Annotated in this window: 30 protein-coding genes, 1 tRNA gene and 1 pseudogene; 13 read left to right on the forward strand and 19 right to left on the reverse strand. The window is 66.7% G+C overall.

The window, feature by feature from the left end:
* Positions 1-168 precede the first annotated feature (168 nt).
* Complete coding sequence (locus DMP03_RS05845) at positions 169-3,303, forward strand: adenosylcobalamin-dependent ribonucleoside-diphosphate reductase (protein WP_152119768.1); 3,135 nt, start codon at positions 169-171, stop codon at positions 3,301-3,303.
* A 6-nt stretch (positions 3,304-3,309) separates the two neighbouring features.
* Here DMP03_RS05845 and DMP03_RS05850 read toward each other — a convergent pair whose 3' ends face one another.
* Positions 3,310-4,761: a molybdopterin-dependent oxidoreductase gene (locus DMP03_RS05850; protein WP_152119769.1), complete on the reverse strand. Its 1,452-nt coding sequence runs from the start codon at positions 4,759-4,761 to the stop codon at positions 3,310-3,312.
* 79 nt (positions 4,762-4,840) lie between these two features.
* On the opposite strand from DMP03_RS05850, the gene DMP03_RS14820 reads away from it, so the two are divergent.
* Positions 4,841-4,957, forward strand: coding sequence for an HVO_2523 family zinc finger protein (locus tag DMP03_RS14820; RefSeq protein WP_318655861.1), 117 nt, complete (start codon positions 4,841-4,843; stop codon positions 4,955-4,957).
* On the opposite strand, the gene DMP03_RS05855 is transcribed toward DMP03_RS14820, so the two are convergent.
* Positions 4,947-5,582 (reverse strand): VTT domain-containing protein, encoded by a 636-nt coding sequence (locus DMP03_RS05855; RefSeq protein ID WP_152119770.1) that lies wholly within the window; start codon positions 5,580-5,582, stop codon positions 4,947-4,949. The genes DMP03_RS14820 and DMP03_RS05855 overlap by 11 nt on opposite strands.
* Between DMP03_RS05855 and DMP03_RS05860 the strand changes: the two genes are divergently transcribed.
* Positions 5,577-6,011, forward strand: a complete 435-nt coding sequence (locus tag DMP03_RS05860; RefSeq protein WP_394349300.1) for a DUF5830 family protein — start codon at positions 5,577-5,579, stop codon at positions 6,009-6,011. The two genes, DMP03_RS05855 and DMP03_RS05860, sit on opposite strands and share 6 nt — an antisense overlap.
* 18 nt (positions 6,012-6,029) lie before the next feature.
* Here the strand turns inward: DMP03_RS05860 and DMP03_RS05865 are convergent, their stop codons facing one another.
* Complete coding sequence (locus tag DMP03_RS05865) at positions 6,030-6,902, reverse strand: DUF7115 domain-containing protein (RefSeq protein WP_152119772.1); 873 nt, start codon at positions 6,900-6,902, stop codon at positions 6,030-6,032.
* Positions 6,903-6,991: 89 nt separating this feature from the next.
* On the opposite strand from DMP03_RS05865, the gene DMP03_RS05870 reads away from it, so the two are divergent.
* Positions 6,992-7,120: transfer RNA gene (locus tag DMP03_RS05870), tRNA-Met, on the forward strand.
* Positions 7,121-7,133: 13 nt separating this feature from the next.
* On the opposite strand, the gene DMP03_RS05875 is transcribed toward DMP03_RS05870, so the two are convergent.
* The 4 genes from DMP03_RS05875 to DMP03_RS05890 are packed head-to-tail and all read right to left on the reverse strand — an operon-like array spanning position 7,134 to position 11,638.
* Positions 7,134-8,276 carry an ABC transporter permease gene (locus tag DMP03_RS05875; protein ID WP_152119773.1) on the reverse strand — a complete coding sequence of 381 codons (1,143 nt, stop codon included), beginning with the start codon at positions 8,274-8,276 and terminating at the stop codon, positions 7,134-7,136.
* Complete coding sequence (locus tag DMP03_RS05880) at positions 8,273-9,448, reverse strand: ABC transporter permease (RefSeq protein WP_152119774.1); 1,176 nt, start codon at positions 9,446-9,448, stop codon at positions 8,273-8,275. Before DMP03_RS05880 ends, DMP03_RS05875 begins: the two co-directional genes overlap by 4 nt.
* 1 nt (position 9,449) lies before the next feature.
* Entirely contained in the window at positions 9,450-10,154 is a 705-nt protein-coding gene (locus DMP03_RS05885) for an ABC transporter ATP-binding protein (protein WP_152119775.1), read from the reverse strand.
* On the reverse strand, positions 10,154-11,638 hold the full coding sequence (locus DMP03_RS05890) for a COG1361 S-layer family protein (protein ID WP_152119776.1): 1,485 nt from the start codon (positions 11,636-11,638) through the stop codon (positions 10,154-10,156). The genes DMP03_RS05885 and DMP03_RS05890 overlap by 1 nt, the downstream gene beginning before the upstream one ends.
* 103 nt (positions 11,639-11,741) lie before the next feature.
* On the opposite strand from DMP03_RS05890, the gene DMP03_RS05895 reads away from it, so the two are divergent.
* A complete protein-coding gene (locus tag DMP03_RS05895) occupies positions 11,742-12,782 on the forward strand; it encodes an alcohol dehydrogenase catalytic domain-containing protein (RefSeq protein WP_152119777.1) in 1,041 nt (346 codons plus the stop codon).
* A gap of 5 nt (positions 12,783-12,787) precedes the next feature.
* Here DMP03_RS05895 and DMP03_RS05900 read toward each other — a convergent pair whose 3' ends face one another.
* Together DMP03_RS05900 and DMP03_RS05905 are read right to left on the reverse strand one after the other, a co-directional pair.
* Positions 12,788-12,979, reverse strand: coding sequence for a helix-turn-helix transcriptional regulator (locus DMP03_RS05900; protein ID WP_152119778.1), 192 nt, complete (start codon positions 12,977-12,979; stop codon positions 12,788-12,790).
* Between the two features lie 3 nt (positions 12,980-12,982).
* Positions 12,983-13,402, reverse strand: coding sequence for a DUF2178 domain-containing protein (locus tag DMP03_RS05905; protein WP_152119779.1), 420 nt, complete (start codon positions 13,400-13,402; stop codon positions 12,983-12,985).
* Positions 13,403-13,553: 151 nt separating this feature from the next.
* Here DMP03_RS05905 and DMP03_RS14245 point away from each other — a divergent pair, with 151 nt between their 5' ends.
* The 3 genes from DMP03_RS14245 to DMP03_RS05915 are packed head-to-tail and all read left to right on the forward strand — an operon-like array spanning position 13,554 to position 14,542.
* Positions 13,554-13,706: a hypothetical protein gene (locus DMP03_RS14245; RefSeq protein ID WP_172967087.1), complete on the forward strand. Its 153-nt coding sequence runs from the start codon at positions 13,554-13,556 to the stop codon at positions 13,704-13,706.
* Positions 13,703-14,092 (forward strand): hypothetical protein, encoded by a 390-nt coding sequence (locus DMP03_RS05910; RefSeq protein WP_152119780.1) that lies wholly within the window; start codon positions 13,703-13,705, stop codon positions 14,090-14,092. The genes DMP03_RS14245 and DMP03_RS05910 overlap by 4 nt, the downstream gene beginning before the upstream one ends.
* A 39-nt stretch (positions 14,093-14,131) precedes the next feature.
* A complete protein-coding gene (locus tag DMP03_RS05915) occupies positions 14,132-14,542 on the forward strand; it encodes an acyl-CoA thioesterase (protein ID WP_152119781.1) in 411 nt (136 codons plus the stop codon).
* Here DMP03_RS05915 and DMP03_RS05920 read toward each other — a convergent pair.
* Complete coding sequence (locus DMP03_RS05920) at positions 14,528-15,559, reverse strand: S66 family peptidase (RefSeq protein ID WP_152119782.1); 1,032 nt, start codon at positions 15,557-15,559, stop codon at positions 14,528-14,530. The genes DMP03_RS05915 and DMP03_RS05920 overlap by 15 nt on opposite strands.
* A 45-nt stretch (positions 15,560-15,604) precedes the next feature.
* Positions 15,605-15,823, reverse strand: coding sequence for a DUF7543 family protein (locus tag DMP03_RS05925; protein ID WP_152119783.1), 219 nt, complete (start codon positions 15,821-15,823; stop codon positions 15,605-15,607).
* Between the two features lie 90 nt (positions 15,824-15,913).
* Between DMP03_RS05925 and DMP03_RS05930 the strand changes: the two genes are divergently transcribed.
* Positions 15,914-16,171 carry a hypothetical protein gene (locus DMP03_RS05930; RefSeq protein ID WP_152119784.1) on the forward strand — a complete coding sequence of 86 codons (258 nt, stop codon included), beginning with the start codon at positions 15,914-15,916 and terminating at the stop codon, positions 16,169-16,171.
* A gap of 59 nt (positions 16,172-16,230) precedes the next feature.
* Here DMP03_RS05930 and DMP03_RS05935 read toward each other — a convergent pair whose 3' ends face one another.
* The 3 genes and pseudogenes from DMP03_RS05935 to DMP03_RS05945 all read right to left on the reverse strand — a co-directional run bounded on the left by DMP03_RS05935 (position 16,231) and on the right by DMP03_RS05945 (position 17,650).
* Entirely contained in the window at positions 16,231-16,482 is a 252-nt protein-coding gene (locus tag DMP03_RS05935; protein WP_225870727.1) for a DUF7521 family protein, read from the reverse strand.
* Positions 16,483-16,539: 57 nt separating this feature from the next.
* Positions 16,540-16,888, reverse strand: a pseudogene (locus DMP03_RS05940) (ArsR/SmtB family transcription factor).
* A gap of 48 nt (positions 16,889-16,936) precedes the next feature.
* On the reverse strand, positions 16,937-17,650 hold the full coding sequence (locus tag DMP03_RS05945; protein WP_152119786.1) for a fumarylacetoacetate hydrolase family protein: 714 nt from the start codon (positions 17,648-17,650) through the stop codon (positions 16,937-16,939).
* Between the two features lie 89 nt (positions 17,651-17,739).
* Between DMP03_RS05945 and DMP03_RS05950 the strand changes: the two genes are divergently transcribed.
* Entirely contained in the window at positions 17,740-18,405 is a 666-nt protein-coding gene (locus tag DMP03_RS05950) for a hypothetical protein (protein ID WP_152119787.1), read from the forward strand.
* On the opposite strand, the gene DMP03_RS05955 is transcribed toward DMP03_RS05950, so the two are convergent.
* The gene (locus DMP03_RS05955; protein ID WP_152119788.1) at positions 18,402-19,064 is read right to left on the reverse strand and encodes an SOS response-associated peptidase; all 663 of its coding nucleotides are present in this window, start codon (positions 19,062-19,064) and stop codon (positions 18,402-18,404) included. The genes DMP03_RS05950 and DMP03_RS05955 overlap by 4 nt on opposite strands.
* Positions 19,065-19,142: 78 nt before the next feature.
* On the opposite strand from DMP03_RS05955, the gene DMP03_RS05960 reads away from it, so the two are divergent.
* The gene (locus DMP03_RS05960; protein WP_225870726.1) at positions 19,143-19,559 is read left to right on the forward strand and encodes a hypothetical protein; all 417 of its coding nucleotides are present in this window, start codon (positions 19,143-19,145) and stop codon (positions 19,557-19,559) included.
* Between the two features lie 30 nt (positions 19,560-19,589).
* A complete protein-coding gene (locus tag DMP03_RS05965) occupies positions 19,590-20,816 on the forward strand; it encodes an ornithine cyclodeaminase (protein WP_152119789.1) in 1,227 nt (408 codons plus the stop codon).
* On the opposite strand, the gene DMP03_RS05970 is transcribed toward DMP03_RS05965, so the two are convergent.
* Entirely contained in the window at positions 20,813-21,199 is a 387-nt protein-coding gene (locus DMP03_RS05970) for a universal stress protein (protein ID WP_152119790.1), read from the reverse strand. The genes DMP03_RS05965 and DMP03_RS05970 overlap by 4 nt on opposite strands.
* Before the next feature lie 166 nt (positions 21,200-21,365).
* Here DMP03_RS05970 and DMP03_RS05975 point away from each other — a divergent pair, with 166 nt between their 5' ends.
* Positions 21,366-22,313, forward strand: coding sequence for a phytoene/squalene synthase family protein (locus DMP03_RS05975; protein WP_152119791.1), 948 nt, complete (start codon positions 21,366-21,368; stop codon positions 22,311-22,313).
* Between the two features lie 6 nt (positions 22,314-22,319).
* Here DMP03_RS05975 and cruF read toward each other — a convergent pair whose 3' ends face one another.
* From cruF to DMP03_RS05990, 3 genes are read right to left on the reverse strand one after another with little or no spacing between them, the layout of a single operon-like run.
* Positions 22,320-23,174 (reverse strand): bisanhydrobacterioruberin hydratase, encoded by an 855-nt coding sequence (gene cruF, locus DMP03_RS05980; protein ID WP_152119792.1) that lies wholly within the window; start codon positions 23,172-23,174, stop codon positions 22,320-22,322.
* Positions 23,167-24,030, reverse strand: coding sequence for a prenyltransferase (locus DMP03_RS05985; protein WP_152119793.1), 864 nt, complete (start codon positions 24,028-24,030; stop codon positions 23,167-23,169). The genes cruF and DMP03_RS05985 overlap by 8 nt, the downstream gene beginning before the upstream one ends.
* Positions 24,031-25,635, reverse strand: coding sequence for a phytoene desaturase family protein (locus DMP03_RS05990; protein ID WP_152119794.1), 1,605 nt, complete (start codon positions 25,633-25,635; stop codon positions 24,031-24,033).
* Positions 25,636-25,676 lie beyond the last annotated feature (41 nt).

A 25,676-nucleotide genomic window follows, 5' to 3' on the forward strand; every position in this document is an offset into this window, starting at 1 on the left:
CGACCCATCCACCACGAGCAGTGTCAACAATGACCAGCAGCTCGGCGGGCGCTCCGCCGCGCCAAAGGGTTAATTTGGCCTGCCACGGAAGCACGCATCGTCACGAATGACGCCACGGAATCTCCACATGAACATGACCATCCACGCCACACAGACAGAGGCCCGATAATGTCCGGAACGGACCTCTCTGCGGACGACCTCGAACTGCCGATCAAACGCACCGACGGTGAGACGCTCGAAGACCGACTCACTGCGAACGCCTACCACAATATTCTCCCCGCGCGGTATCTCCGCCAGAACCAGGACGGCGAACTCACCGAGAGCCAGGAGGACCTCTTTTCCCGCGTCGCGAAGAACATCGCGCTCGCGGAAGCCGTCTTCGAGTCCGACAAGCGCGGCGTCGACGCGACTGTCACGCCGGACCAGCTCAAGCCCGACCACCCGCGCCGCGATGAGCTCGCCGCCGAGGTGTTCGGTGCCGGCACGGCCGCAGACGACGACGCCGAGACCGAGCTCTCCGTTTACAACGTCAACAAGTTCGCCTACGACACCGTCGTTCCCGAACTCCCCGACGGGGTTCGCGCCCACGTCCAGGACAAACGCGAGGAGTTCCAGAACGTGATGGAGCGGCTCTCGTTTATCCCGAACTCGCCGACGCTGATGAACGCCGGCGACGAGCTTCAGCAGCTGTCGGCGTGTTTCGTCGACTCGCCCGAAGACGACCTGACGGACATCCACCAGACGGCCAAGGAGGCCGCCGAGGTGTTCCAGTCGGGCGGCGGCATGGGGTACGCCTTCTGGCGGCTCCGCCCGTACGGTGACGCGGTCGGCTCGACCGGCGGCATCGCCTCCGGGCCGATTACCTTCATGCGGACGTTCGACCAGATGTGCGAGACCATCGCACAGGGCGGTGCTCGCCGCGGTGCCCAGATGGGCGTCATGCGCATCTCTCACCCGGACGTCATCGAGTTCATCCACGCCAAGAACAAGGATGTGAGCCTCGCGCACTGTCTCCGGCTCAACGACCCCGACGACTACACGTACACGACGTTCTCGGAGGCGCTCGAAGAGGCGCGCGGGCTCATCGACGACGACGGCAAGGTGCCGAAACACCTCCGTAACGCCGTCGAGGGCCACCTCTCGAACTTCAACATCTCCGTCGGCGTGACGGACGACTTCATGGACGCGCTCGACTCGGGCGAGGAGTTCACGTTCACGAACCCGCGCACGGGCGAGCCACACATCGCCAGCGAGGAGACCAAGGAGATGTACTCCCGCTACGGACTCGGCGACGAGGTCGAGGTCGGCGAGCCGTTCTCCATCGACCCGAACCTCGTCTGGGAGCGCATCGTCGACGGCTCCCACGAGAACGGCGAGCCGGGCGTCGTCTTCCTCGAACGCATCAACAAGCAGCACTCCTTCGACGTAGAGGAGCACCCGGACCACCAGATTCTCGCGACGAATCCCTGCGGGGAACAGCCGCTCGAGGAGTACGAGGCCTGTAACCTCGGCCACATCAACCTCTCCACGCTCGCGGCTGACTCTGCTCCCGACTGGCGTGTCTGGTCGCAGAACAACGAGTTCGACACGCTGGAGGAGGGCGTCGAGCAGTTCCTGAGTGAGGCACTCGACACCGAGGAGTTCGACGAGCGCATCGAGACCGGCACGCGCTTCCTCGAGAACGTCGTCACGATGTCGGACTTCCCGGTCGAGAAGATCGAACAGAAGGTCCGCGAGATGCGGAAAATCGGGCTTGGCGTCATGGGACTCGCCCAGCTGTACGTCCAACTCGGCATCCGCTACGGCAGCGACGAGGGCAACGAAGTCGCCCGGCAGGTCATGCAGCGTATCAACCACGGTTCGAAGGCGGCGTCTCACGAACTCGCGACCGAGCGCGGCTCCTTCGACGACTGGGACGACTCCAAGTACGCGAACCCGACCGAGTACCGCGAGTGGTTCGAGAACCAGACCGGCGAGTCGGCCGACGACTGGGCCGACGGCTACCCGATTCGCAACCACAACACGACCACCATCGCGCCGACCGGCACGACCTCGATGGTCGGCAACACGACGGGCGGCTGTGAGCCGATCTACAACGTCGCCTACTACAAGAACGTCTCCGACGACGTGCAGGGCGACGAGATGCTCGTCGAGTTCGACGACTACTTCCTGCGCACGCTGGAGGCCAACGACATCGACGTGGAGGCCGTCAAGCAGGAGGCTCAAGAGCAGATGGCGACAAACGAGTTCGACGGCGTCGAGGGACTCGACACCGTGCCGAACCCCATCGGCGAACTGTTCGTCGTCACCTCCGACCTCTCGGGCATCGAGCACGCCGCCGTGCAGTGTGCCTGTCAGGTCGGCGTCGACTCGGCCATCTCGAAGACGTGTAACTTCCCGAACTCCGCGACGCCGGAGGACATGGACGAGGTGTTCCGCTACATCTACGAGAACGGAGGCAAGGGCGTCACGGTCTACCGCGACGGCACCCGCTCGAAGCAGGTGCTCACCACGCGCGCGGAGAACACGGAGTTCTCCGAGGACATGGACCCCGAGGAGGCCGCACCGGTGCTCGCAGAGCGCATCCAGGAGATCTTCGGCGGGCTAGACGAGTTCCTCAGCCACGAGGAAGTCACCGCGGCACTGGAGACGGCCCCCGAGGAACTGTTCAGCTTCGACGAGCACGCCTACGCCGAAAAGCAGAGCCGGCCGGACCTGCTCCACGGCGTGACCCAGCGCATCGACACCGGCTACGGGAAGCTCTACGTCACCATCAACGAGGACACCGAGCGCGAGCGACCGTTCGAGCTGTTCGCGACCATCGGCAACTCCGGTGGCTTCACAGCGAGCTTCACCGAGGCGCTCGCGAAGACCATCTCCACCGCGCTCCGGTCGGGCGTCGCGCCCGAGGAGATTGCGAGCGAACTGCGCGGCATCCGCTCGCCGAAGGTCGCGTGGGACAAGGGCGAGCAGGTGAACTCCATCCCGGACGCCATCGGCACCGCGCTCCAGCGCTACCTCGATGACGACATCGACAAGCCGTACCCACAACAGCAGCGCCTCTCCGAGGCGGCCGACGCCACGGAGACCGACCCGAACCGCGAACCCGAGCCGACGCCAGAGACGGACGGCGGCGCGAACGCGCTCGGCGAGCCGACGAGCGAGAGTCTGGCGAGCGACGACGCCACCGACTCGCTGCTTGCCGCCGGCGAGTCGCCGGAGTGTCCCGACTGTGGGGCGATGTCGCTCGCGATGAACGAGGGCTGTAAGACGTGTCAGTCCTGCGGCTGGTCGGAGTGTTAGGCTGAGCTAGTTGCTTATCGTTTCCGAATCCCAGCCCGTTGCGCCGCTGGGGTACGGTTCCGTTCGTTTTTGCGGTTGAAGCGTCCCGTCAGCCTCGCGAGCCCGAGCGACGACCTCGTGACTCCCCGACGGCTCGTACTCGAAGGCCCACTGTCGCCACACGTCCTCGCCCGGCAGCGGCTCTGAAAGGGTCGCCTCGTTCCACGTCTCGCCGCCGTCGACCGACACCTCGACCGCGGAGACGCCGCGCGTCCCGGCGTAGGCGTGGCCGGCGACGGTCCGCGTCCCGCTCTCGCGGCTCGTCGTCTCGATCTTCGCGACCGTGTGGACGGGACCGGTGCCGTGCCAGCCGCGCTTTTCCCAGTAGCCTTCGGCCTCGCGGTCGAGGATTTCGATTTCCTCGAGCCACTTGACGTTGATCTCCCCCCAGTGACCCGGGACGAGCGCGCGCACGGGGAACCCGTGCCCGCGGGGAAGCGGCCGGCCGTTCATCCGGTAGGCCAACACCGCGGACTCGAGCACCTCAACGGGGAACTCCTGGTAGTAGTCGTCGGCCGCTCGGAGCATGACGTGACTGGCCGCGTCGGTGACGCCGGCGCGGTCCAGAATCTCGCTGACCGGGACAACGGTCCAGAGCGCGGTATCCATCTTCTCGTCGTCCAGCCCGTCGCCGACACACCGGAGCGTGACGAACCGCTCTTCGTTGTCCATCTCGGTGACGGTCGCGAAACCGAGGTCGAGTTCCTCCTCCACTTCGCCGGTGACCGACAGCGACCACTCGCCGCGCGTGGTCTGTGGCGCGGCGATGCTGGCATCGACGCGGTAGAAGTCGGTGCTGACGAGCGGCTCCAACCCGGACACGTCGAGCGATTTCGCCTCGGCCTCGTCGAGTCGGTCGCGGACGGCGGGGTCACTGACAGCACGACTCGGGAGTGCCGGCCCCTGTAACACCCCGGACTCGATGCCGACCCAGACGGTCGCGAGCGCGGAGCCGACCGTGCCGAGGGTGCGCCGGCGCGCGGGCGAGACGCGTTCGCTCGGAACCCGCGCCGCAAGTGGAGGAACCGCCAGCGGGAGCAGTGAGGCGACCGCGGCCGCGAGTGCCGCACTCGAGCCACTCCCGAGGGCCGTGGCCACGGCGAAGACGCCCCCACCGGCGAGTGGCACCGCGAGCGGTTCCGCGCCGAGTTGGCGACCGACGGCGAGTGCGCCGCCGGCGATTCCGGCAAACAGCGCGACGGCGAGGAAAAAGCCGGCGACGACGGCCAACTGCCGGCCGAGGTCGCCGAGAACGGTGATGGCAAACCGGATGACGGCGTCCGGCGAGTGGCGTGTGATCGCCGTGGCGACGGTCGCGGGGACGAACCCCGGCGTGAACCCTCCGACTGCGTAACTCCCGGCCACCCCGGCGACCCCCGCGGCGACCGCCTGCACTCCCCGTTCGCGGCGGCGTGACATACGCACACGAGGGACGCGACGGGCAAAGTCGTTGTCCACGGACGCGAGGATTGATACTCGCGGCGGCGTGAACGAAGGTATGCCAGAGCCACCGGCGTGTCCCCGCTGTGAGGCCGCGCTGTTCAAGCGTCACTGCAAGTACGTCTGTCCACAACACGGCGTCGTCACCGACTGTTCGGACCCGTTTACCCTCTGAGCGCGCGGTAGGCCGGCCCGGCGAGCAGTAACACGGCCAGCGCCACCGCCCCGACGACCAGCGCCGGGCCACCAGCCATCCCGTCCGTCGTCACTCGCTCTGCACTCGCACCGACGAGTACCGCCGCCGTCACCCACGGGAGTTCGCCGAGTGCCGTCCCGACCGCGTACACCGGCAGCGAGACGCCCGATAGCCCGGCGGTGTACGAGACCGCGTCTGCTGGCAGCGGTGCGAGTCGCGCGGCGACGATACCTCGAAGGCCGCCGGCAGCGGTGAAGTAGCGGTCGCCGTGGTCGGCAAGCGTGGCGAGGGGGCCGCGCTGGTCGAACCGGCCGGCCAGCAGATACGGCGGCAGACAGGTCACGACCGCGCCAGCGAGCGCGAGCGGCACCGCACGCGGGCCGAGCGTGAAGCCGACGACGACCGACAGCGCACTGATTGGCCACGCCGCGAGAAATCGGAGCAGATACGCCACGGAAACCACGCCGACGAACAGAAGCGGCCGGTCCGCGAGCGCCGTCAGTGCCCGCGCGACGCCGGCCGGCGAGAGTACCACCGCGGCGACTCCAGCCACGAGCGCGAGCGTCGCGACGCCGGCGGCCTGTCTCCGGGCGACGGGATGCACGCTTCAGGCTTCGCCCGCTGTGGCAAACGCTTTGTCATCCGGTCGCTTGACCCCGATGTGAGCGGCGATTCGGACGGCGAGGACCCCGTCGAACTCGGGCTACAGCTGCTCGAACGGCTCGAACACGCCGAGTTGACGCTGGCAGAGACGATGGACCGCATCGAGACGGTCACCACCGACCCGGCGCTCGTCCGCAAAATCCTCGATACGGCGGACCGACGCGGCATCATCGAGCGCGAGGACGGTGTCGTCCGGCCGAATCGGTCGTCGTTTCTCTCCTTTGAGGCGGAAGTCATTACGAAGGAAGGTGAGTTCACGTGTCGGCGGTGTGGTGTCTCGATTTCGACTGGGTATTTCATGAACCTCGAGGCCGGCGAACACGGGCCGTTCGGCTCCTCGTGCATTCGGAAAGTGACGGGCAGAGAGTAGGGGTGTGTCGCGTGCGTTTCAGCGGCCGCGACGCAGCTCCTCGACCAAGGTCTCTATCGTCTCCTGCTGTTGTTCGAGCAGTTCGGTCTGTCGCTCGACGGTCTCCTCGAGCGAGGCGAGCCGTTCGGTCAGGGCGTTCGCCTTCGACACGTCGAGCGACTCGGTGTCGCCGCTGGCGACGCGGTCGATGGTCGCTTCCGTGTCGGAGACGAGCGTGTCGAGGTTCTGGTCCTCGAAGGTCTCCGGCTCGGATTCGGGTTCCGGTTCGCCGGCCGAGAGGTCGGCGACGCTGTCGACTCCGTGGAAGGCGAGCAGCGCGCTCTCGACGGTGTGAGCGACGGCGTCGGCCTCCTCGGAGGGGACCTTCACGCGCTGCGGGCGGCCGTCGGCGGTGAGCACGAGCTGGCTCGCGACGTTGCCCGCCTCGGTCTCGAGGTCGGTCACGGTGTCGAACCCGTACGACTCGAAGTCGCTGTCCCACACCGCGCTGCCGACGTGTTTGAGCAGACGGGCGTCCGTGACGACCAACGTGAGCTCGGAAAACCGGTAGGTCGCCCGGACGGACTCACCCGAGTCGACGACGCCGACCGTCGCAAGCACGCCTTCGAGCAGCGGCGCGAGCACCGCGTCGGTGCGGTCGCTCGGCACGGCGAACTTGCCGGCGGTGTCGACGTACGTCAGCTCGAAGGTGCTCTTGCGGCCGGTCGTCACGTCTAGCCGTTCCACGTCGTGTGGATACGCGGAGACGGACTCATCCGAGAGGAGGCCTTCGGCGCGGTAGACGAGCGTCTGGCCGGCGGTGACGAAGACGGCGTCGTCGCCGCCCAGATCGACGCGCGTGCGGACCGAGTCGCCGTCGAGTCGGTCGGTGACGAGCGAGGGAACGTCCATGCCCGTGTGTTTCCGGCACGCGGCATAAATCCGCAGGGGAACAGACGGGATAGACAGCTTCAAGTCTCTCAGTTGGCTACGCGATGATAGGCCGGGTGGCTTAGCTGGACATAGCGCCGCACTCATAGGGTTACGAGTCGGCTTCCCGCCTCCCCGTCGGACGCCTATCCGACACCTGGGACATGCGGAGATCGTGGGTTCGGAGCCCACCCCGGCCATTCTCTGTTCCGCTCACCCGCGCAGTGCCTCGACCGGCCGGTCGTTCGCTGCCCGCCACGCCGGGTAAACGCCCGCGACGAGGCTGATACCGATACCGAACAGCGCCGCGGCCCCGAGATACAACAGCGACTCGCCGGCGAAGGCGAGCGGGCTCCCGAGAAACAGCGCGTTCGCGACCATCGTCACGAGCAGTGCGAGCGCCAGCCCGATCGTTGTCCCGATAGCTCCCAACAGCGCCGCCTCGACCACGAGCACGCGGACGATATCCCCGCGACCGTAGCCGACCGCCCGGAGCACGCCGATTTCCTGTCGCCGGCGGATGACCGCCATCAACATTGTCGAGGCGATGGAGACGCCGGCGACGAGCAGCGAGATGGCTGCCAACCCCGCGAGGAAGAAATTGATACCATTGACAATCGAGCGCAACAGCCGGACCAGCGACGTGAGTTCGAACACCAGCAGGGTGTCCTTCCGACTGTTGAACTCCTCGCGGAGCGTGGCCGCGACCACCTCCGCGCGGTCGACCGACTGGGTCGTCACGCGAAGCTGGTCGTAGCGTCGCTCGCCGGTGAGTTCGAGCGGCAGCAGAATGCTCTGTCCGCCGAAGCCGCCACCGGAGACGAGCGCCTCGACCCGGTGGACGCCCACCTCGCCACCGCGCGTCAGGTGAATCCGGTCGCCGGGGTCGATGCTGTACTCCTCGGCGATGGTCGTCGAGACGACTGCGCCCCGCCGCCAGTCGGGTGGTATCGCTCCCGCCTCTACGGTGTAGATGAGCCTCGGGGCGGAGAGATACGTTATCGACACCGGCTCCGTTCCGTCGCGGGTGCGTAGCTCACCGCCGCCCGACCGGGTGGCGACGACGCCCGCGGGCGCGACCGTCTCCTCGATGTGCTGGAGGTCGGTCTGGTCGAAGGTGCGCTCCTGTCTGTCGACGCCCGGGAGGACGAACACGTTGGTCGCGCCCTGGTCGTCGAGCGTCGCGAGCTGGCTCTGTTTGAACGCCGCGCCGCCGGCCCCGATTGCGCCGATAGCGACGACGCCGATGACGATAGCCGCGATGGCGAGCCCGGACCGCACCTTCGCGCGGGTGACGTTCCTGCGGGCGATGAGCAGCGACGGCACTCGACCGAGCAGGCGGTTGACGAGACTCATGCTTGAAACGCCTCCACGGGTCGTTTGTTCGCCGTCCGCCACGCGGGGTAGATACCAGCGACGAGCGCCGTCAGGATGCCGAACACGGCACCGACGGCGACGTAGGTTAGCCCCGTCGCCGTGAACGCCAGCGGGTCCCCCACGAGCAGGGCGTTGACCACTAGGCCGATGGCGAGCGCCAGCGGGATGCCGACGGCCGCGCCCACAACGCCGAGGGCCGCAGACTCGGCGACGAGTAGACGCACGACGGCAAGCTTCGGGTAGCCGACCGCCCGCATCACGCCGAGTTCGCCCTCGCGTTCGAGCGCGCTCATCAGCTGCGTGTTCGCGATGGTGACAGCCGCCACGAGCAGCGACAGCGCGCCGACGCCCGCGAGGAACTGATTGATCGTGCCGAACAGCTGTTCGAACTGCGCGCGCTGGTTTTGGACGGGTGAGACCGACACCTCCTGTCGCCGGACGTTGAGCGCCGCCTCGATGTTTTCGGCGACGGCGTCGATGTCGCCGGCGGTCGTGGGAACGCGCACGACGGCCGAATCGTACCGCGGCTCGCCGAACTGCGCCAGCGGGACGAAGACGGTCTGGTCGGCGCTGAGCGGGTCGGCAAAGCCCTGCGCTTCCAGTATCGCGTCGACGGTGAACGCGCGCGTGAACGCGCCGGGAACCGAGACGGTGATGCGGTCGCCCACCGCGATGTCGTTCGTGTCGGCGATGCGTGCGCCGACGACGACGCTGCGCCGCCAGTTCGCTGGTATCTCGCCGGTCTGTGCGTCGTAGAATGCGCGCGGGTCCTCGATACCGTTCACTTGCGCGGTAACCGCAATGTCGCCGCTGGCCGTCTGGACGGTCGAGCCGCCGGGCGAGACCACCGGGAGCACCGTCGCGCTCCCGGCGGCCTGCCGCATCCGGTCGATGTCGCCGTCGCCGAAGCCGCGCTCACTCGCCGGTTCACCCTCGTAGTCGATGGGGTCTGCCGTCGCCGTGCCGCCGAACCCCTCGAACGCCGAGAGCTGGTCCTGCTTGAACGCCTCGCCGCCGAGCCCGATGCCGCCGATGGCGACCACGCCGATGACGACCGCGAGCACGGCGAGTATCGTCAGGTCGCGCGACCGGGCGAGGTTTCGACGCGCGAGGAGGAGCACGGGAAACCGGGCGGCGAGTCGGTCGAACATCTCAACTCTCCTCGCGCAGCGTCCCGTCGATGAGCCTGACGACCCGGTCTGCGGCGTCGGCGACGTAGTCGTCGTGGGTCACCGTCACGACCGCCACGTCCTCCATCTCGCGCAGCTCGTCGAACAGGTCGAGAATCTGGTCGCCGGTCTTGCGATCGAGGTTGCCCGTCGGCTCGTCAGCGAGGACGAGGGCCGGGTCGTTGATGAGCGAGCGGGCGACGGCGACGCGCTGTTTCTGGCCGCCCGATAGCTCGTCGGGGTAGTGGTCGAGTCGGTCGCCGAGCCCGACGCGTTCGAGCAGTTCGGTCGCGCGCTCGCGGGTGCGCTTCGGCGTCCGGTCGAGCAGCCGCGGCATCTCGACGTTTTCCCGCGCCGTCAGCGTCGGAATCAGGAAGAAGCTCTGGAAGACGAAGCCGATGACCTCCTTGCGCTTTTGGGTGCGTTCGGCCTCGGAGAACTCGGCGGTCTCCTCGCCGTACAGCGTGACGGAGCCGCTGGTCGGCACGTCGAGTAAGCCGAGCAGGTTCAACAGCGTCGATTTGCCGGAGCCGGAGGGACCGACGACCGCGACGGACTCGCCCGATGCGATGCCGAAATCAATCCCCTTCAGCGCCCGCACCACCTGGTCGCCGGTGCGATACTCCTTCACCACGTCGTGGCCCTCGATGACGGCGTCCTCGGGGACGTAGCCGACCGGGTGGGCCATCAGTTCCGCCGGCGGATGAGGACGCCACCCACGACCAGCGCGGCGACCACCAGCCCGACGAGCAGTATCGGGAAGCCGCCGCCGCCCGACTCCTCGACCGTCTCGACCGTCTGGACGGACACCTCTTGCGTGTACGAGCGCTCGGTGTCGCCCACGTCGTAGCTCACGGTGACGGGAACGGTCGACACGTCGCCCGTCGTTCCGGTGGTGAGGGTGAACGCGGCGAAGTCGCTGCTGTCGACGCTGCCGACGAAGTACTCGCTCGCGGAGACGTTCTCCCCGCCGACCTCGACGGTGACCGAGCTCGCAGGGCCACCGCCAAGGTTACTTGCCGTCGCCGACAGCTCGAGTTCACCCTCGCGCGCGACGGCCTCGGTGCCGGTGAGTGATATCTCCGCGGGGTTTGCCGGCTCGGTGAAGCGCGTCTGTAGGGTGCGGTCGGTCTGGCGTTCGACGCCGTTTGCCGTCGTGTAGGTGACGGTCACGTCGAACGACTGCGCGCCGGCCGAATCGCGGGTCACGGGGAACGTGAAGGTCCGGCCCTCCCCGCTGGCGAGTTGGGTCCCGACGCGGCGGTCGGTGCGGAACTCGACGCCCTCGCCGGCCGCCGCGACGGCAATCTGTCTGACCTGCTGGTCCAGCCCGTTGGTGACGTTCACGGAGAGGGTGGTCTCCGCGCCGGGGAAGGCGGGGTCGACCGTCCCGCCCACGTCGATGCTCCCCGCGAGGTCGGGCGAGCGGAAGCGCACGTCGAGGGTCTCGGTGGTCGTCCGCCTGAAGCCGTCGTCGTCCGTGTACGAGAGCGTCGCCTCGATGTCGCGCACGCCGAGTTCGGCCGGCGTGGCGGTGAAGGTGAACTCGCGTTCCGCGCCGGCGGCGACGGAAGAGTCGACGCGCGAGGACTCGTCGAAGTCAACGCCGTCGGCGGCGAGTTCGAGGTTCACGTCTCTGACCGGCACGTCGAGGCCGTTCGCGACCCCGATGGTGAGGTCAGTCGGCTGGCCGGCGACGGTGCCGGCGGCGCTCGCCTCGATGCGCGGGGCCGGGTCGTACACCTCGACGGTGGTCGTCGTTTCGACGGTCAGCGGGTCGCCGCTGCCGGCCGCCCGGGCGTCGATAGTGACGTACAGCGTCTTGGCCCCCGACTCGTCGAAGCCGATGTCGAGGGGGATGTCCGTCTCGCCACCGGGCGCGACGCGGCCGGGATTGGTCCTGCGGTCGAGTCGGTCACCGCCTTCGGAGGGATCGCCGTCGTACACCGAGACGGAGCGAATCGAGTACGTCTCCCTGCTCGCGTCGGGATTTGTGAGTTGAGCAGTGAAGCTGAAGTTCCCGCTCGTCGTCGGCTGGACAGGGTCGGTGCTCGTCGTCAGATACAGGAGACCGTCGTTCGCGGTCGTCGCCGGTGCGCCCGCTGCCGGTGGAACTCCCGCGCTTGCGGCGAGCAGTACGACCAGCGCCGCGACCGCGCGATGCGTCGTCATACCCGAAGGTGGACTGCCGGGTGGTAAAGCGTTTCCACATTTTTGAACGGAAGTTCAGTCGACGGAGCCGCGGCTTTTTGCCGCCGCCGGTCGCAGGTGTCGTATGCGCGCAGCACGCTATCACGGACCCGGCGACATTCGCATCGACGAGGTCGACCGCCCCGAGGTCACCGACCCCGAGGACGCACTGGTCCGGGTAACTCACACCGCCATCTGTGGCTCGGACCTGTGGTTTTATCGCGGCCAGCAGGACCGCGACGTTCCGTCGGGCGTCGGTCACGAGCCGATGGGAATCGTTGAGGAGGTCGGCGAAGACGTCGTGTCGCTCGAATCCGGCGACCGCGTCCTCGCTCCCTTCGCCATCTCCTGTGGCGAGTGTGAGTTCTGTCGGAAGGGGCTCCACACTTCTTGTTCGAACGCGAGTAGCTGGGGCGGCGAAAACGGCGGCGGCCAAGGGGAGTACGTGAAATGTCCCACCGCGGACGGGACGCTCGTGAAGGTGCCCGACCGCCACGCCGACGACCCCGAGACGTTAAAATCGCTGCTCCCGCTGACGGACGTGATGTGTACCGGCCACCACGCCGCCGTCAACGCCGGCGTCGAGGCCGGCTCGACGGTCGCCGTCGTCGGTGACGGTGCCGTCGGGCTGTGTGGAGTGCTCGCGGCGAAGCGACTCGGCGCAGAGCGAATCGTCGCGATGGGTCACCACGAGAACCGACTGGACATCGCCGAGGAGTTCGGCGCGACCGACCGCGTCACCGAACGGGGCGAGGCGGCGGTCGAGCGCGTCCACGAACTGACGAACGGCGGCGTCAACCACGTCGTTGAGGCGGTCGGCATGGAGTCGTCGATGAATATGGCCTTCGACGTTGCGCGGCCCGGCGGCACGGTGGGCTACGTCGGCGTGCCGGCCGGCATCGAGGAGGCGGAGTTCCTCGGGACTGCCTTCGGCGAGAACATCGCCCTGAAAGGCGGTGTCGCGCCCGTCCGCGAGTACATCGAGGAGCTGATGGCCGACGTGTTGCAGGGGACGCTCGACCCCTCGCCGGTGTTCACGAAGACGGTCGATCTGGACGGGGTTCCCGAGGGGTACGCGGCGATGGACGAGCGCGAGGCCGTGAAGGTGTTCGTCGACCTGACCTGAGTCGGTCACTCGGGCGTGAAGATATCCTCGATTCGGCAGTCGAAGTGGGCGGCTAGCTCGAACGCGAGTTCCAGCGACGGGTCGTAGCGACCCCGCTCGATGGCGTTGATGGTCTGTCTCGACACGCCGACCGCCTCGCCCAAGCCCGCCTGGCTGAGGTCGTGTGTCGCCCGCCGCTGTTTGAGGTCGTTCTCCATGTCTCACCCACGCCGCTTGACGATCCCGTAACAGACTCCGTACAGAATGAACAGCGCCGAAAGGGTCCCAATCGACCCGCCCAGCGCACCCGAAATCGTCAGGTAATCAGCGGCTTCGAGCACGTACAGCGCCGGCACCGTCGCGAGCGTGATGACGGTCAGTATCTTGAGCAGGAGTCCGCTCGCGCGGTTGTGAAGGACGTAATCACGCTCGTCGTGTAGCTGTGCACTGCTCAGCCGGGGTGCGAGAAACGCGAACCCCCCGCCGACCCACGCGCCGACCAGATAGACCGCCGTCCCGACCAGCGGTCTGTCGACGATGATACCGGCGAACAGTCCGAGGACGGCGAGCGCGATGATACCGTAGACGACCCGCTGGTACGTCGTCCGCGAGAGTCCCGCTGTGGTCTGATTCGTTGTCATGGTGGTAAAGTCTCTTTTACAGTAAAGTAAACTTTACACAGTATATTAAAACCATCGCTCAGTCGAGGGTTCCCTATCGACGCCAGAACGCAGGCGATCTCCAAGCGAGTAGCCCGAACCTACTTGCCGGTGTCGCCCGTACAGTGGGACGATGCAACAGTGTGCTCGCTGTGAGACACGAATCTCCGCCGGCGGCGAGTGGGTCGAACTGCGACACCACCACGAACACATGAACTTCGAGAGTCGGTTCTGTAGCCCGGCGTGTGCTAGCGCGTACCTGTCGGAGGACCTCGACGCGACATGACCAGACGGCGGTTTCTGGGTGTACTCGGCGGCGTCGGGCTCGCGCTGCTCCCCGGCTGTGCGAGCGGCGACACCCCGGAATCGCGGTTTCGTGGTGCCCTCGCGAGCGCCGGAGTCGGAATTCGCGCGCTCTCGGCTGCACGGGGCGGCTGGGAGTTGGAGTATCTCACGACGGCGACGACGACCGACGGGCTCCGGGCCGAGGCGCGGACGATTGCGCTCGCGTACGCCGACCACCACCCCGAGGGCGACCACACGCTCGGTGCCGTCGCGATCGCCGACGCCGAGGACGCCCTGGCCGCGGAGTGGCGCGTCGAGGCAGCGTGGACGACCGACGGCGAGACGGCGTACTTCGACCGCGTGCGAGAGACGACGGACGCGTTCTGAAACCGAAAGTGACGACCCGCCTCGCCGCCCGGACCCCGTATGGACGGCTACCGCTTCACCGAGACGATTCCGCTCCGCCTGCGCGACATCGACCAGATGGACCACGTCAACAACGCCGTCTACGCCACCTTCCTCGAACAGGCGCGGACGGCGTACTTCCGTGATGTGGTGGACAAGCCGCTCAACTCCGTCGGGATGGTCATTGCCGACCTGAACGTCGAGTTCGAACGGGCGATTACCCTCGACGCCGGTGAGGTCGTCGTTGGCGCGCGCGTCCCCGAACTCGGGACGAGCAGCATCCCGATGGAGTACGCGATTCACGCCGCCGGCGACCGCGCTGCAACGGGGTCGACGACGATGGTGCACGTCGACCGCGAGGCGGGCACGGCGAAGTCGCTGCCCGACGAGTGGCGCAAGACCATCACGTCGTTCGAGTCACTCGAATCGTAACGTCTCGGTCGCCGCGTCGACGACACACTGGCCGCCGATTGGAACCGGAGCCGTCGGCCGTGTGTGCCCGAACGCTACGTCTGTGACGACGACCGCGTCCCCGTACTCACGGACCGTCTCGACAACTGCCTCGCGCTGTCGTTCCCGATACGCTGTGCGTTCCTCGGGCGTGCGCTCGTTACCGAAGCTCCGCGCCTTCGCACGACCGACGAGTACCGCCCCCACGTCGAGTGTACCCCGCTCGCCCAGTCCCCTGAGGACGCGGCGGACGGCGGTCGATTCGGGTAATTCTTCCGACGTTTCGAGCAGCAAGACGCTCCCGGCCGTCTCCTCGGGGACGTAGCTATCGGCCATGAGATGCGCCGCGAGCACCTCCAGGCAGCCGCCCCACGTCCGGCTCTCGATTCGCCCGGAGCCGTGCCACCGGCGGCCATCGCTCGCCTCGTACTCCGGAGTGCGGTCGAGGTTCGCGGGGTCGTGCCAGTCCAAGTCCTCGTCGCTGACCCGGTCAGGCTCGCGGAGTTCGCCCAACGAATCGTCGAAGAACGCCCGCTCCAGATACTCGCGGGCGTAGTCGTTGAGTCCGCCCGGCTCGCAGATGTCGGTGAACAGCGTCCCGCCGTAGAAGCTGACGACGCCCTGTGCCCGACAGAAGGCGGCGAACGAGGTGTTGTCGCTCGTCCCGTAGAACCTGGTCGGATTGTCCCGAATCGCGCTCGGGTCCAGATGTTTCAGGATGCGAATCTGGTCGTCGCCGCCGATGGCAGCCATGACACCGTCGATATCGGGGTCGCGAAACGCTGCTTCCAACTCGCGAGCGCGCCCCTCGGGGTTGTCGTACAGCGTCTGCTTGTCGGCGTACAGACTGTCCAACCCAACGGGGTCGAGGTCGAACGAGCGCAGCCGGTCAAAGCCCAACTCGACGAGGTGGGCCGGGTAGTCGCCGGCGACGGGAACGGTTGCGGGACGACAGACTGCGACGGTGCTGCCCGGCTCAAGTGGCGGTGGCGTCTCCATGCCGGTCGGTGGTGGCGACAGCGACGAAACGGTTCGGGTGGTGTGTCACTCGCTCGCTTGCCACATCTTCGCTCGTTCGACTGCGCGCTCGCGGTCGGGGACGGTTTCGTGTCTGTACGTCTCGCCTTCGGGCGCTTGGATGAGTCGGTCGTAGTGGACGGCCCACTCGCCGCCGGCGGTTTTGCGAGCGACGATTTCGGCCGTCGCGTCGCCGCGTTCCCACACGAGCTTGGTGTCGGTGTCGGTCGTCTGTTCCCACTCCATACCGTGCCGTCGCGAGCCGACGGCTAAACCGTGGGGGCCGTCGCGGCGAACGGAAGCGTTAAGAAAACCACGGCGCGAGATGATGCAAGGATGCTCGCCGCTTCGCTGCAGGTCATCGACAACTTTCTGCTCCAATACAACGCCGGGCAGATTCTTCTGGCACTGTTCATCGTGTCGACCCTCGGGCTTGCCCCACTGAAGTCTGCCAAGGCCGTTGGCATCAACGTCGTCGTGTTTGGCTTCATCTTCCTCGTCACGCCGAGCAGTCTCGCCCCCATCCAGTTCCGGTTCCTCGGTATCGCCTTGCTGTTCGTCGGTCCCATCATCGTCGTCGCGTCGCGCAAGTAACGCCGTCGTCTCCGTCGTCTGTTGTTTTTGCGCCGAGCAGCGAACGCGGTTTCCAAGAGTTACCTGTACAGCGAGTAGTAGAGCTCGCCGAACCCGACACAAAAGAGGGTCGCGCCGGCGACCTGCAGCCCGATGAACAGGCCGTCCGTGGGGTCGCGTGCAGCAAACAGGAGCTGCGTGGTGAGACTCGTCACCGCGACGCCCATGCTGATGGACGCGAAGCCGACGAAGGCGTACTTGAGCCGGTCGGTTCCGCTGTCGCGGTAGGCTCTGAAGCTGATGAGCGTCAGTCCGAGCGAGAACCCGAGCAAGACGTCGAAGCAGCAGCAGTACGATTCCGGCAGGGGTAATGGTGGTCATTCGTTGTATCACTCTCCGGCGAGCTCGTCCCACAGCTGCGAGAACTTGCTCGGGGCGTTTTCGCGTCGGTACACCGTCACGTCGTAGCCGTCCTCGTCGAGCGTGATGACGGTCGATTCGAAGTTACACTCGTAGACGCTGTAGTGGTTGCCGTCCTCGGCGACCTCGGTGCGTTCCGTGACGAGCGCGTGTTCCTGAAGCAGCTCCAGCCGGCGATACACCGTCGGAAGCGACATCCCACAGCGTTCGGCGAGCTGCTTTGCCGACTGTGGCTCCGCGGCAGCCGCCTCCAAGAGGTCGTGCCCGCTCGTCACCGAGCGCGTCGAGCAGGCTCTCCCCGGAGCTGGCTTCGTCCACAGCACACTGCCGTAGCCAGGTATCAAAAAATCTGGCAAGACGGCGGCGTCACTCGACGACGGTGTTCGAGAGCGTCCCGATGTTCTCGTACGTTATCTCGATCGCCTCGCCCGGCTCCACCAGCCCCGGATTGGCCGGGCTTCCGAAGGAAATCACGTCCCCCGGCTGGAAGGTGAACCGCTCGGAGAGGAAGCTGATCACCGAACGCGGCTTGATAAACATATTCTCGGTGTTGTCCTCCTGTCGACGTTCGCCGCCGACGTACGTCTCGATGTCGAGACCGACGGGGTCGATATCAGCGACGACGGGACCGAGCGGCGCGGAGCCGTCGAACGCCTTGCGCGCCGTCCGGCGCTCCTGGTCCAATGCGTCGAGGTCGTTCATGATCGTGTACCCCCACACCGCGTCGTCCACCTCGTCTTCGCTGATGTCGTGACACTGCTCGCCGATGACGGCCGCTAACTCGCCCGCGTAGGTGAGTTCCTCGGTGAAGGAGGGGTACACGATGTCCTCGCCCGGCCCGAGCAGCGAGGTCGGTCCCTTGATGAAGAAGTCCGGCTTCTCGGGCACGTCGTACCCCATCTGTTCGACCTTCTCGCCGTAGTTGCGCCCGACACAGTAGAACGCCGACGGCTCACACGGCGCGAGCAGGTCGGCGTCCTCGCCGACCACGTACTCGCCCTCGTCGGTGGCAACGACGCCGTCGTCGTACTCGCCGGTCCGGATGCCGTCGTCGGTGCTGACGCGTGCGTACTTCGTCATAGCGGCCGTCGGACGCCCGGGTGTAAACGGCTGGTGGTTCCCGCGAGCGACGGGGGCGGTTTTATTTTCGCGCCCGACAACTATCGCGTATGACCGTTCCGAAGGGAATCGCCCGCGACACGCTGTTCGATGTCATCGTCGGTTGGTACCGCGCCGGCGGCGACGACCAGCCAGTCGATACCGCCGCCGCGGCCGAACAGGCCGGCTACAGCGACGCGACGAGCCGCCAGACGGCGTTTCTGGAAGCCGTCGGTGTCCTCGAAGCCGAAGGGCAAGACCACCAGCTCACGAGCCGCGGGGCCGCCTTCGCGGCCGCGCTCGCGAGCGACGACGAGCCGAACGCCAAGAGCCGCGCGTACACGATTCTTTCTGCGTGGCCCCCAAGCAGTCGGCTGCGCGACATCCTCCGCGGGGGCGCGATGCCGGAAGACGACCTGCTCGCGCGTGTCGCCGACGTGACCGGTGCCGACCTCGATACCAGCCGCGAGCGCATCGGCTGTCGCACGCTGCTGGATCTTCTCGTCTGGGCCGGAGTGCTCGACCGAACCAACGACGGCCTGTATCTCCCCGGCGAGGTAGAGACCCGGTCCGTCGAGCGCGAACGCGCGGCGCTCACCGTCGAGCTCGAGCTCTCCGTCGACGTGGACCCCGACGACGTGGAGTCGCTCGTCCGTGCGGTTCAGGCGGGGCTCGAAGACGAGGAGTCTCCCAGCATCGCGGCCGAACTGGAGGGGCTGTCCGTGCGCGAGGACTAGACTCGCTCGACTAGTTCGGGATCGTCGTTCGCCGGACTGTTGACGCGTTCCGAGACCGGGTAAGCCTCGAGGTCGCCGTCATAGGGAGCGAGCAGTGACTCGTCGGCCTCGGCGAGCCACGTCTGTTCCTCGCCGGGCGCGAGCACGACGGGCATCCGGTGGTGGTACGTCGACTGGAAGGCGTTGGCCTCGGTCGTCAGTATCGAGAACCTGGCCTCCGGCTCGTCGGTTCCCTCACCGCCCGCGCCGAACGCGTCGAGACCGGTCTGTGTCGTCTCCGGCTCGTACGGCTCCCAGATGCCGGCCATCGCGAACGGCTCCTCGCCGCTGCGCGTGATTCGGTAGGGGCGTTTGCCGTCGCCGAGATTCGCCCACTCGTAGTAGCCGTCCGCGAGCACGAGACAGCGCCGTCGTTGCTTGGGGTCGGCGAACTTCTCTCCCAGCGTCTCCGAACGAGCGTTGATGATGCGCGAGTCGGCCCACGACGGCTGAAACCCCCACTCGTGGTGGGTCAGCTCGTCCGGTTCGTGGTTAGTGACGACGGGCAGCCGTTGGCCCGGCGCGGCGTTGTAGTGTGGCTCGTAGTCGTCACCGACCTCGACGCCGAACCGAGATTCGATGTCGTCGGCTGGCAGATAGATGCTGTAGCGCCCGCACATACCACACAGAGGGCCACAGCGGTGAAAAATCCCCCGCGGCGGCCCGAGACTTATATCCGATTACACACTATCGACGGTGTGGACGACGACCCCGAGTTCACGACCGCCAACGCGTTGCGCGACGAGCAGCGCGAGCCGTCGGCGGGGTCGCGGTTCGACATCACGCATCCGGAGCGGAGCCACTCGCGTGCCCGCGGGATGGAGTACGAGGGCGGGACGGTGTTCGTCTTCGTACCCCGCCGCTCGGACGGACTGGCCGAGCAGGTGCAGGAGCTGCTCGATGCGGGGCCGTACCGCTACGGCGACTGGTTCGACCTCCCGATGCCGCTGTTCTTGGTTCACGACGACGACACCGACGACACCTTCCGGCTCGGGGTGCGCGAGGAACGCGTCGAACTCCACGTCCGGTCGGCGACGAGCCCCGCGGGTGTCGAGGCGTTTCACGACCGGCTCACCGGCCGGGTCGGCGCGCTCGACGTGCGCCGCGAGCAGTAGTGACTTGACCCCCCGCACACTGGGTGTGGTATGACCGTTTCACGCGTCGTCGAGTTGGAGGGCCACATCATCGACTCGGGGATGATGCAGTCTGCCTTCTCCATCGTGATGGACTTGGGTGGTGACTTCGACGTCGAGGAGTTCGACATCGGTCGCCAGAAGGACCAGCAGTCGTACGCCCGGATGCGAGTGATGGCCGAGGACCACGAGACGCTCCACTCGATTCTCCACGAACTCCACCAGAACGGAGCCAACCCGGCCGACCCGGCGAACGCCACTCTCACGCCCGCCCCCGACGACCAGGTGGTCCCCGAGGGCTTTTATTCCACGACGAACCACCCGACGCAGATTCGCTACGAGGACGAGTGGGTCGAGGTCGAACGCATGGAGATGGACTGTGCGGTCGTCGTCGAAGAGACCGACGACGGCGCGCGCGCCTACACGAAGGTGCTCAACGCCGTCGAGGAGGGCGACCGCATCGTCACCGGTGAGGGCGGAATCCGGGTCCAGCCGCCCGAACGCCCCCGCGACCGCAGCGGTGCGTTCGGCTTCATGCAGGGCGGCGTCTCCTCGGAGCGCCCCTCGGAAACGACGATTCGACAGGTGGCGGAGGCGGTCGCGGAGACCAAACGCGAGGGTGGCAACGTGCTCGTCGTCGCCGGGCCGGCGCTCATCCATACCGGCGCGCGCGAGGCGCTCGCGCGACTCGTCCGTGAGGGGTACGTCGACGGTATCTCGGCGGGCAACGGCTTCGCCGTCCACGACCTCGAGCGCGACCTGTTCGGCACCTCGCTCGGAGTGAACACCGACACCGCAGACCACGCGCGAAAAGGCCACAAACACCACATCTACACCATCTCGGAGATAATCCGTGCGGGCGGCATCGAGGAGGCCGTCGAGTCGGGGCTCATCGAGTCGGGTATCATGTATCAGTGTCACCAACAGGACGTGCCGTACGTGCTGGCGGGGTCGATTCGCGACGACGGGCCGCTCCCGGACACGATCACCGACGCCGTGGAGGCACAGAACGCGATTCGCGAACAGGCTCACGACGCCGACATGGTGCTCATGCTGTCGACGCTGCTCCACTCCGTTGCGGTCGGGAACTGTCTCCCCTCCACGACGAAGGTCGTCTGTGTCGATATCAACCCGGCGACCGTCACCCAACTGCTCGACCGCGGGAGCGCACAGGCCGTCGGGATGGTGACGGACATCGGGACGTTCGTCCCGACGCTCGCCGAGAACCTGCTCGACTAGCGCTGTCGCGGGACGGTCACGACCGGGCGGTCTGTCTCAAGCAGGAGGTCCTGTGCGGTCGAGCCGAACAGCATCTTCCCCGTCGGCGAGCGTTTCCGAATCGCGATGACGAGTTCGTCGACGTCGTGGTCGCGGGCGAACTGGATCATATCCTCCTGCGGGCTGTTGCCGCGGACGAGCTGGTGGCCGTCGGCACCCAGTTCCTCCTCGAGTGGCTCGAGGGCGCTCTTGCCGGCGGCGACCTCGTCGTCGCTGGTGTCGTCGCCGCCCCGCTGTGAGTTCACCGCATAGACGGTGTCGTCGTCGTCGATTCGTCCGCGGAGATACGCGAGCAGATGCTCTGCGGTCTCTTCGCTGTCGACGCCTGCCAGAAACGTTGTCATACGAGCACAGGTGACACGCCGCGATAATAAAAAGCCATCCCCCCGTAGGGTTGCGGTCACAGCTCGAATACGTGGTCTGTGTACCGACGAAACCGGGATATGTCGGCTGTGAGGGGGCAGAATCGAGGAAGCTATAAGCCAAATGAGGCCGTAAATCACACAACGAATGGTTGACGATTCCCAGCTCGCAGAGAGCAAATCGATTCACAAGACGACGGGTAAGACCTTCTGGTATGCTACCCGCGTGCTACCGACGCGAGTTCGGGAGGCAACCTACGTGCTGTACGCGTTTTTCCGTGTCGCGGACGAGGTCGTGGACGACGCCGGCGACGCCTCGCCGGCCGACCAGCGGGCCGAACTGGAGGCGATTCGCGAGGCAGCTCTCGGCGGTGACAGCGACGACCCGGTGTTGACGGCCTTCTCGGAGATGCGTGAGGCGTACGGGATTCCCGACGAGGAGATTCACACGTTCATCGACGCGATGATCGCCGACATCGACAAGAACCGCTACCAGACGTTCGAGGAGGTGCGCGGCTACATGCGCGGCTCCGCGGCCGCGGTCGGTGTCATGATGAGCTACGTGATGAAGCCGGACGACGTGTCGCTGGCGCTTCCACACGCCCGTAAGCTCGGCGAGGCGTTCCAGATGACGAACTTCCTGCGTGACGTGGGCGAGGATATCGACGACCTCGACCGCGTGTATCTCCCCATCGACACGCTCGAACGGTTTGGTTCCGGCGTCGAGGAGATCCGGAATAAAGAGGCGACCCCGGAGTTCCGGAAGGCGATGGAGGCGGAACTCCACCGGACGGAGAAGCTCTACGAGGAGGGCGTCAAGGGTATCGCGTATCTCCCCCGCGACTGCCAGTTCGCCATCCTCGTGTCGGCAATCCTCTATGCAGACCACCACCGGCTCATCCGCGAGCGCGACTACGACACGCTCTCTGCGACGCCGAGCATCTCGAAGCGTCGGAAGCTCTCGCTGCTCGCCCGTGCCCGCTGGCACTGGATCTGGAACAAAGACCCCGAGGCGGTGTTCGCGAAGGTGTCTTCGGTGCCGAACGCCGAGACCCGGACCCGTGGGGAAGGCGTCTCTCCCTCGCCGGCCCAGTAGCTAGAGCTACGGCGGGGCCGGCACGTCGAATCTGTCCGTGTACCACAAGCCGACGCCGAGCAGCGCCGCCAACACGACCGGAATCCACTGGGCGTAGACGGCGTTGACGACACCCCACAACAGCACGAAGGAGACGAGGTCATCGAGCATGAACGCACACGAGTCGAGCCGCGCACGGAGGTCGGTCCACGCGAACGCCGCGTCGAGGGTGACGACGGCGACCGTCGCGGACACCACCCAGCCCGCGTAGTTCGACAGCGGGACGCCGTAGAAAGCGAGTCCCGAATCGTACGGCCACACCGCGAACGGCGTCGCCGCGAGGTCGTACGCCCAGAAGCCGATGGCGACGGCACCGGGGTCGAGCACGAGGTCCATCATCAACACCGTTGCGATGACGGCCGGCACGCGCACGAGCGCGGCCCGCGCCCGGTCGCCGAGCAAGAGCAGACAGAGCAGATACGCGTTCGCCACCAGCGGGAGAAAGAAGATTGGCAGCCCGAACGGTACCTTCCCCAGCAGCATCGGCCCGAGGTCGACACCGTACTCGAAGACGCCGTACGGAAGCCCGGTCGTCGTGCCGACGTACTCGATGGCGTAGGCGTACAGCGTGAGCAGCCCGATGGCGGCTGCCGCGCGCCGCCCCACGAGCGGGAGCAAGCCGACGATGAGCGGAAGCCGCATCACGGCCGTCCCGAAGATGACGAGCAGCGGGTGAAAGACGAGCGGGTCTGGAATGAGGAATTGTTCGGCGCTCGCGAGCAACATCACCGCGCCGACCAGCGGGAAGAAGACGGCGATGGTGAACCGATTCTCCGAGACGAGCCCGTTCAGCCGGTGCTCGATGTGTGCCCGGTCAGCCATAGATGAGCACCCAGAGTGCACCGTTCGTGAGGAGCGCGCCGGCGACGGTATTCACCGCGGGGAACCACCAGTACGCGCGGTCGACGCTCACATCGGAGAGCGCGATGCCCGCGACGAAGACGGGATAAAAGACAAACACCGCACCTAAGAAGGGATGTAGGAGGGCGAACGCGACGGCCGCGCCGAGCCACAGTGTCGCGCAGTAGGCGTAGGTGCGGGACTCCCCGAGTCGGGTTGCGGTCGTTTCGATGCCGGCAGCACGGTCCGGTTCGATGTCCGGAATCGCGGAGAACGTGTGCATCGCCATCGCCCACAGCCATCCGCCCGCGAGCGCGAGCAGGGGCGGGGCCTGCCCGGCGAGGGCGGCGTACGCGACCACGCCCGGCAGGACGTACAGCCCGTTCGACAGCGAGTCGAGCCCGGGGTGGGTCTTGAACCGCAACGGCGGAGCCGAGTACTCTGCACCGAGCAGCAGGAAGGCGACCATCGCGGCTGCGCCGGCAGTCGGCAGGAGTGGGAGGAAGGCAAGCCCGGCCAGCCCCGTCGCCGCGACCGCGACCGGGACCGTCCTCTCCCCGCGGTAGCGCACCTCCTGTTCCTGTTTCTTCGGGTTCGCGGCGTCCACGTCGCGGTCGAAGATGTCGTTGACGCCGTAGAGGAAGACGTTCGCCGGGAGCAGGAAGTAGACGAACAGCGCGACCGCGACGGGCGCGAATAGCTCGCCCCGCGTCTGTGCGGCGTAGGCGACGCCGACGACGACCGGGCCGGCGAGATACAGCCAGAACCGGGGCCGGGAGACGCGGAGCAGATAGCCGAGTCGCGTGTCGCGACCCGGAACGATGCCGAGACCGCTCATTCAGGCGTCGTCGATGAGTGCGTCGGCGGTGTGTTCACCCGAGATCAGACACATCGGGACGCCGATACCGGGCGTCGTGTACGACCCCGTGAAGTAGAGACCGTCGAGCTTCTTCGAGCGGTGGGGTGGCCGGAGCAGCGCCGTCTGGCGGAGCGTGTGGGCCATCCCGAGCGCGGTCCCCTGCATGGAGTTGTACCGGCTCGCGAAGTCGTCGACGGAGAACTGCTCTTCGACGACGATGCGGTCACGGAGGTCGACACCCGTGTTCGCTTTCAGGTCATCGAGCACCGTTTCGCGGTACTCAGCACGAATCTCCTCGGTGTCTTCTAGCCCGGGGGCGATGGGGACGAGCACGAACAGGTTCGAGTGGCCCTCGGGTGCGACCGACTCGTCGGTCTGTGAGGGGGCACAGACGTAGTAGGCGGGGTCGTCGGGCCACGCCGGCTCGTCGAAAATCTGCTCGAAGTGGGGGTCCCAGTCGTTCGGCAGGACGAGCGTGTGGTGTTCGATGGGGTCGATGTCACCCTCGACGCCCATGTACATGAGGAACGCGGAGGGTGCATACGTCCGCGAGTCCCAGTAGTCGGCGTCGTAGCCCCGCTCGTGTTCGGGGAGCAGTTCCTGTTCAGTGTGGGCGTAGTCGGCGTCGGAGACGACACGGCCCGCGCTCGCGCGCTCGCCGTCGGCGAACTCGACGTCGAAGCCTTCGCGCCGGGAGACGATTTCTGTCACCTCGGCGTTCGTCTCGAAGGTGACGCCGAGTTCGTGGCCGAGGTCAACGAGCGCGGCGACGACGGCCGCCAGCCCGGACACTTCGCCGTCGCCGACGTGCATCTGTTCGCGGGTCGCCGCGGTCGGGTCGCCGCCCTCGGGGTAGAAGACGCCCATGTTGAAATCGACGTGGCTCATCATGTTGTACAGCGCCGGCGTGTTCTTCGGCGAACCACCCAAAAACACCAGCGTGTACTGCATAATCTGCTGGAGCCGGGGGTTGTCGAAGTAGTCGGCCACGTAGTCGTCCATCGTGCCGAGCAACTGGAGGCCGATGGGGGCGGCGCGCATCACGTCGAGGTCGACCCAGTCGCGCAGCCGGGGGCGGTCCTCGTAGACGAAATGCTCCATCGCCGTCTCGTAGTGGACGCCGGAGGTGTCGAGATACGACTCCAGCTTCTCGCCCGCGCCCGCCTCGAGTGCCTCGAACGTCTCGACGTTCTTCGCGAGGTCCGGGAGCATGTCGACGTAGCGTGCGCCCGCCTCCTCACCGAATCCGGGGGCCGTTTCGCTTGCAACCCCGCCGTCGCTGGCCGCCCGCTGGTCGTTCTTGAAGAAGATGCGGTAGTGGGGATCGAGCCGCTGGAGGTCGTAGTAGTCGCCCGGCTCCCGGCCGAAGTGGTCGAAGAACCGCTCGAACACGTCGGGCATCAGATACCACGACGGACCCATGTCAAAGCGGAAGCCGTCGCGCTGGAGCGAGGACGCCCGCCCGCCCAGTTGGTCGTGTTGTTCGTAGACAGTGACGTCGAAGCCGGCGTCGGCCAGATAACAGGCTGTCGAGAGGCCACCGAAGCCGCTCCCGATGACAGCTATTGACTCGGAGCGTGACATACCTGAATTTGGGGCCACAGTGTCGAAAAGCCACCGGTGGC

This window comes from Halosegnis rubeus, from assembly GCF_009184545.1.
Classification (GTDB): domain Archaea; phylum Halobacteriota; class Halobacteria; order Halobacteriales; family Haloarculaceae; genus Halosegnis; species Halosegnis rubeus.

Coding starts and splice junctions, on each gene's coding strand:
- DMP03_RS05845 (WP_152119768.1), top strand. CDS start 169: ATGTCCGGAACGGACCTCTCTGCGGACGACCTCGAACTGCCGATCAAA.
- DMP03_RS05850 (WP_152119769.1), bottom strand. CDS start 4,761: ATGTCACGCCGCCGCGAACGGGGAGTGCAGGCGGTCGCCGCGGGGGTC.
- DMP03_RS14820 (WP_318655861.1), top strand. CDS start 4,841: ATGCCAGAGCCACCGGCGTGTCCCCGCTGTGAGGCCGCGCTGTTCAAG.
- DMP03_RS05860 (WP_394349300.1), top strand. CDS start 5,577: ATGCACGCTTCAGGCTTCGCCCGCTGTGGCAAACGCTTTGTCATCCGG.
- DMP03_RS05865 (WP_152119772.1), bottom strand. CDS start 6,902: ATGGACGTTCCCTCGCTCGTCACCGACCGACTCGACGGCGACTCGGTC.
- DMP03_RS05875 (WP_152119773.1), bottom strand. CDS start 8,276: ATGAGTCTCGTCAACCGCCTGCTCGGTCGAGTGCCGTCGCTGCTCATC.
- DMP03_RS05880 (WP_152119774.1), bottom strand. CDS start 9,448: ATGTTCGACCGACTCGCCGCCCGGTTTCCCGTGCTCCTCCTCGCGCGT.
- DMP03_RS05885 (WP_152119775.1), bottom strand. CDS start 10,154: ATGGCCCACCCGGTCGGCTACGTCCCCGAGGACGCCGTCATCGAGGGC.
- DMP03_RS05890 (WP_152119776.1), bottom strand. CDS start 11,638: ATGACGACGCATCGCGCGGTCGCGGCGCTGGTCGTACTGCTCGCCGCA.
- DMP03_RS05895 (WP_152119777.1), top strand. CDS start 11,742: ATGCGCGCAGCACGCTATCACGGACCCGGCGACATTCGCATCGACGAG.
- DMP03_RS05900 (WP_152119778.1), bottom strand. CDS start 12,979: ATGGAGAACGACCTCAAACAGCGGCGGGCGACACACGACCTCAGCCAG.
- DMP03_RS05905 (WP_152119779.1), bottom strand. CDS start 13,402: ATGACAACGAATCAGACCACAGCGGGACTCTCGCGGACGACGTACCAG.
- DMP03_RS14245 (WP_172967087.1), top strand. CDS start 13,554: ATGCAACAGTGTGCTCGCTGTGAGACACGAATCTCCGCCGGCGGCGAG.
- DMP03_RS05910 (WP_152119780.1), top strand. CDS start 13,703: ATGACCAGACGGCGGTTTCTGGGTGTACTCGGCGGCGTCGGGCTCGCG.
- DMP03_RS05915 (WP_152119781.1), top strand. CDS start 14,132: ATGGACGGCTACCGCTTCACCGAGACGATTCCGCTCCGCCTGCGCGAC.
- DMP03_RS05920 (WP_152119782.1), bottom strand. CDS start 15,559: ATGGAGACGCCACCGCCACTTGAGCCGGGCAGCACCGTCGCAGTCTGT.
- DMP03_RS05925 (WP_152119783.1), bottom strand. CDS start 15,823: ATGGAGTGGGAACAGACGACCGACACCGACACCAAGCTCGTGTGGGAA.
- DMP03_RS05930 (WP_152119784.1), top strand. CDS start 15,914: ATGCTCGCCGCTTCGCTGCAGGTCATCGACAACTTTCTGCTCCAATAC.
- DMP03_RS05945 (WP_152119786.1), bottom strand. CDS start 17,650: ATGACGAAGTACGCACGCGTCAGCACCGACGACGGCATCCGGACCGGC.
- DMP03_RS05950 (WP_152119787.1), top strand. CDS start 17,740: ATGACCGTTCCGAAGGGAATCGCCCGCGACACGCTGTTCGATGTCATC.
- DMP03_RS05955 (WP_152119788.1), bottom strand. CDS start 19,064: ATGTGCGGGCGCTACAGCATCTATCTGCCAGCCGACGACATCGAATCT.
- DMP03_RS05965 (WP_152119789.1), top strand. CDS start 19,590: ATGACCGTTTCACGCGTCGTCGAGTTGGAGGGCCACATCATCGACTCG.
- DMP03_RS05970 (WP_152119790.1), bottom strand. CDS start 21,199: ATGACAACGTTTCTGGCAGGCGTCGACAGCGAAGAGACCGCAGAGCAT.
- DMP03_RS05975 (WP_152119791.1), top strand. CDS start 21,366: ATGGTTGACGATTCCCAGCTCGCAGAGAGCAAATCGATTCACAAGACG.
- cruF (WP_152119792.1), bottom strand. CDS start 23,174: ATGGCTGACCGGGCACACATCGAGCACCGGCTGAACGGGCTCGTCTCG.
- DMP03_RS05985 (WP_152119793.1), bottom strand. CDS start 24,030: ATGAGCGGTCTCGGCATCGTTCCGGGTCGCGACACGCGACTCGGCTAT.
- DMP03_RS05990 (WP_152119794.1), bottom strand. CDS start 25,635: ATGTCACGCTCCGAGTCAATAGCTGTCATCGGGAGCGGCTTCGGTGGC.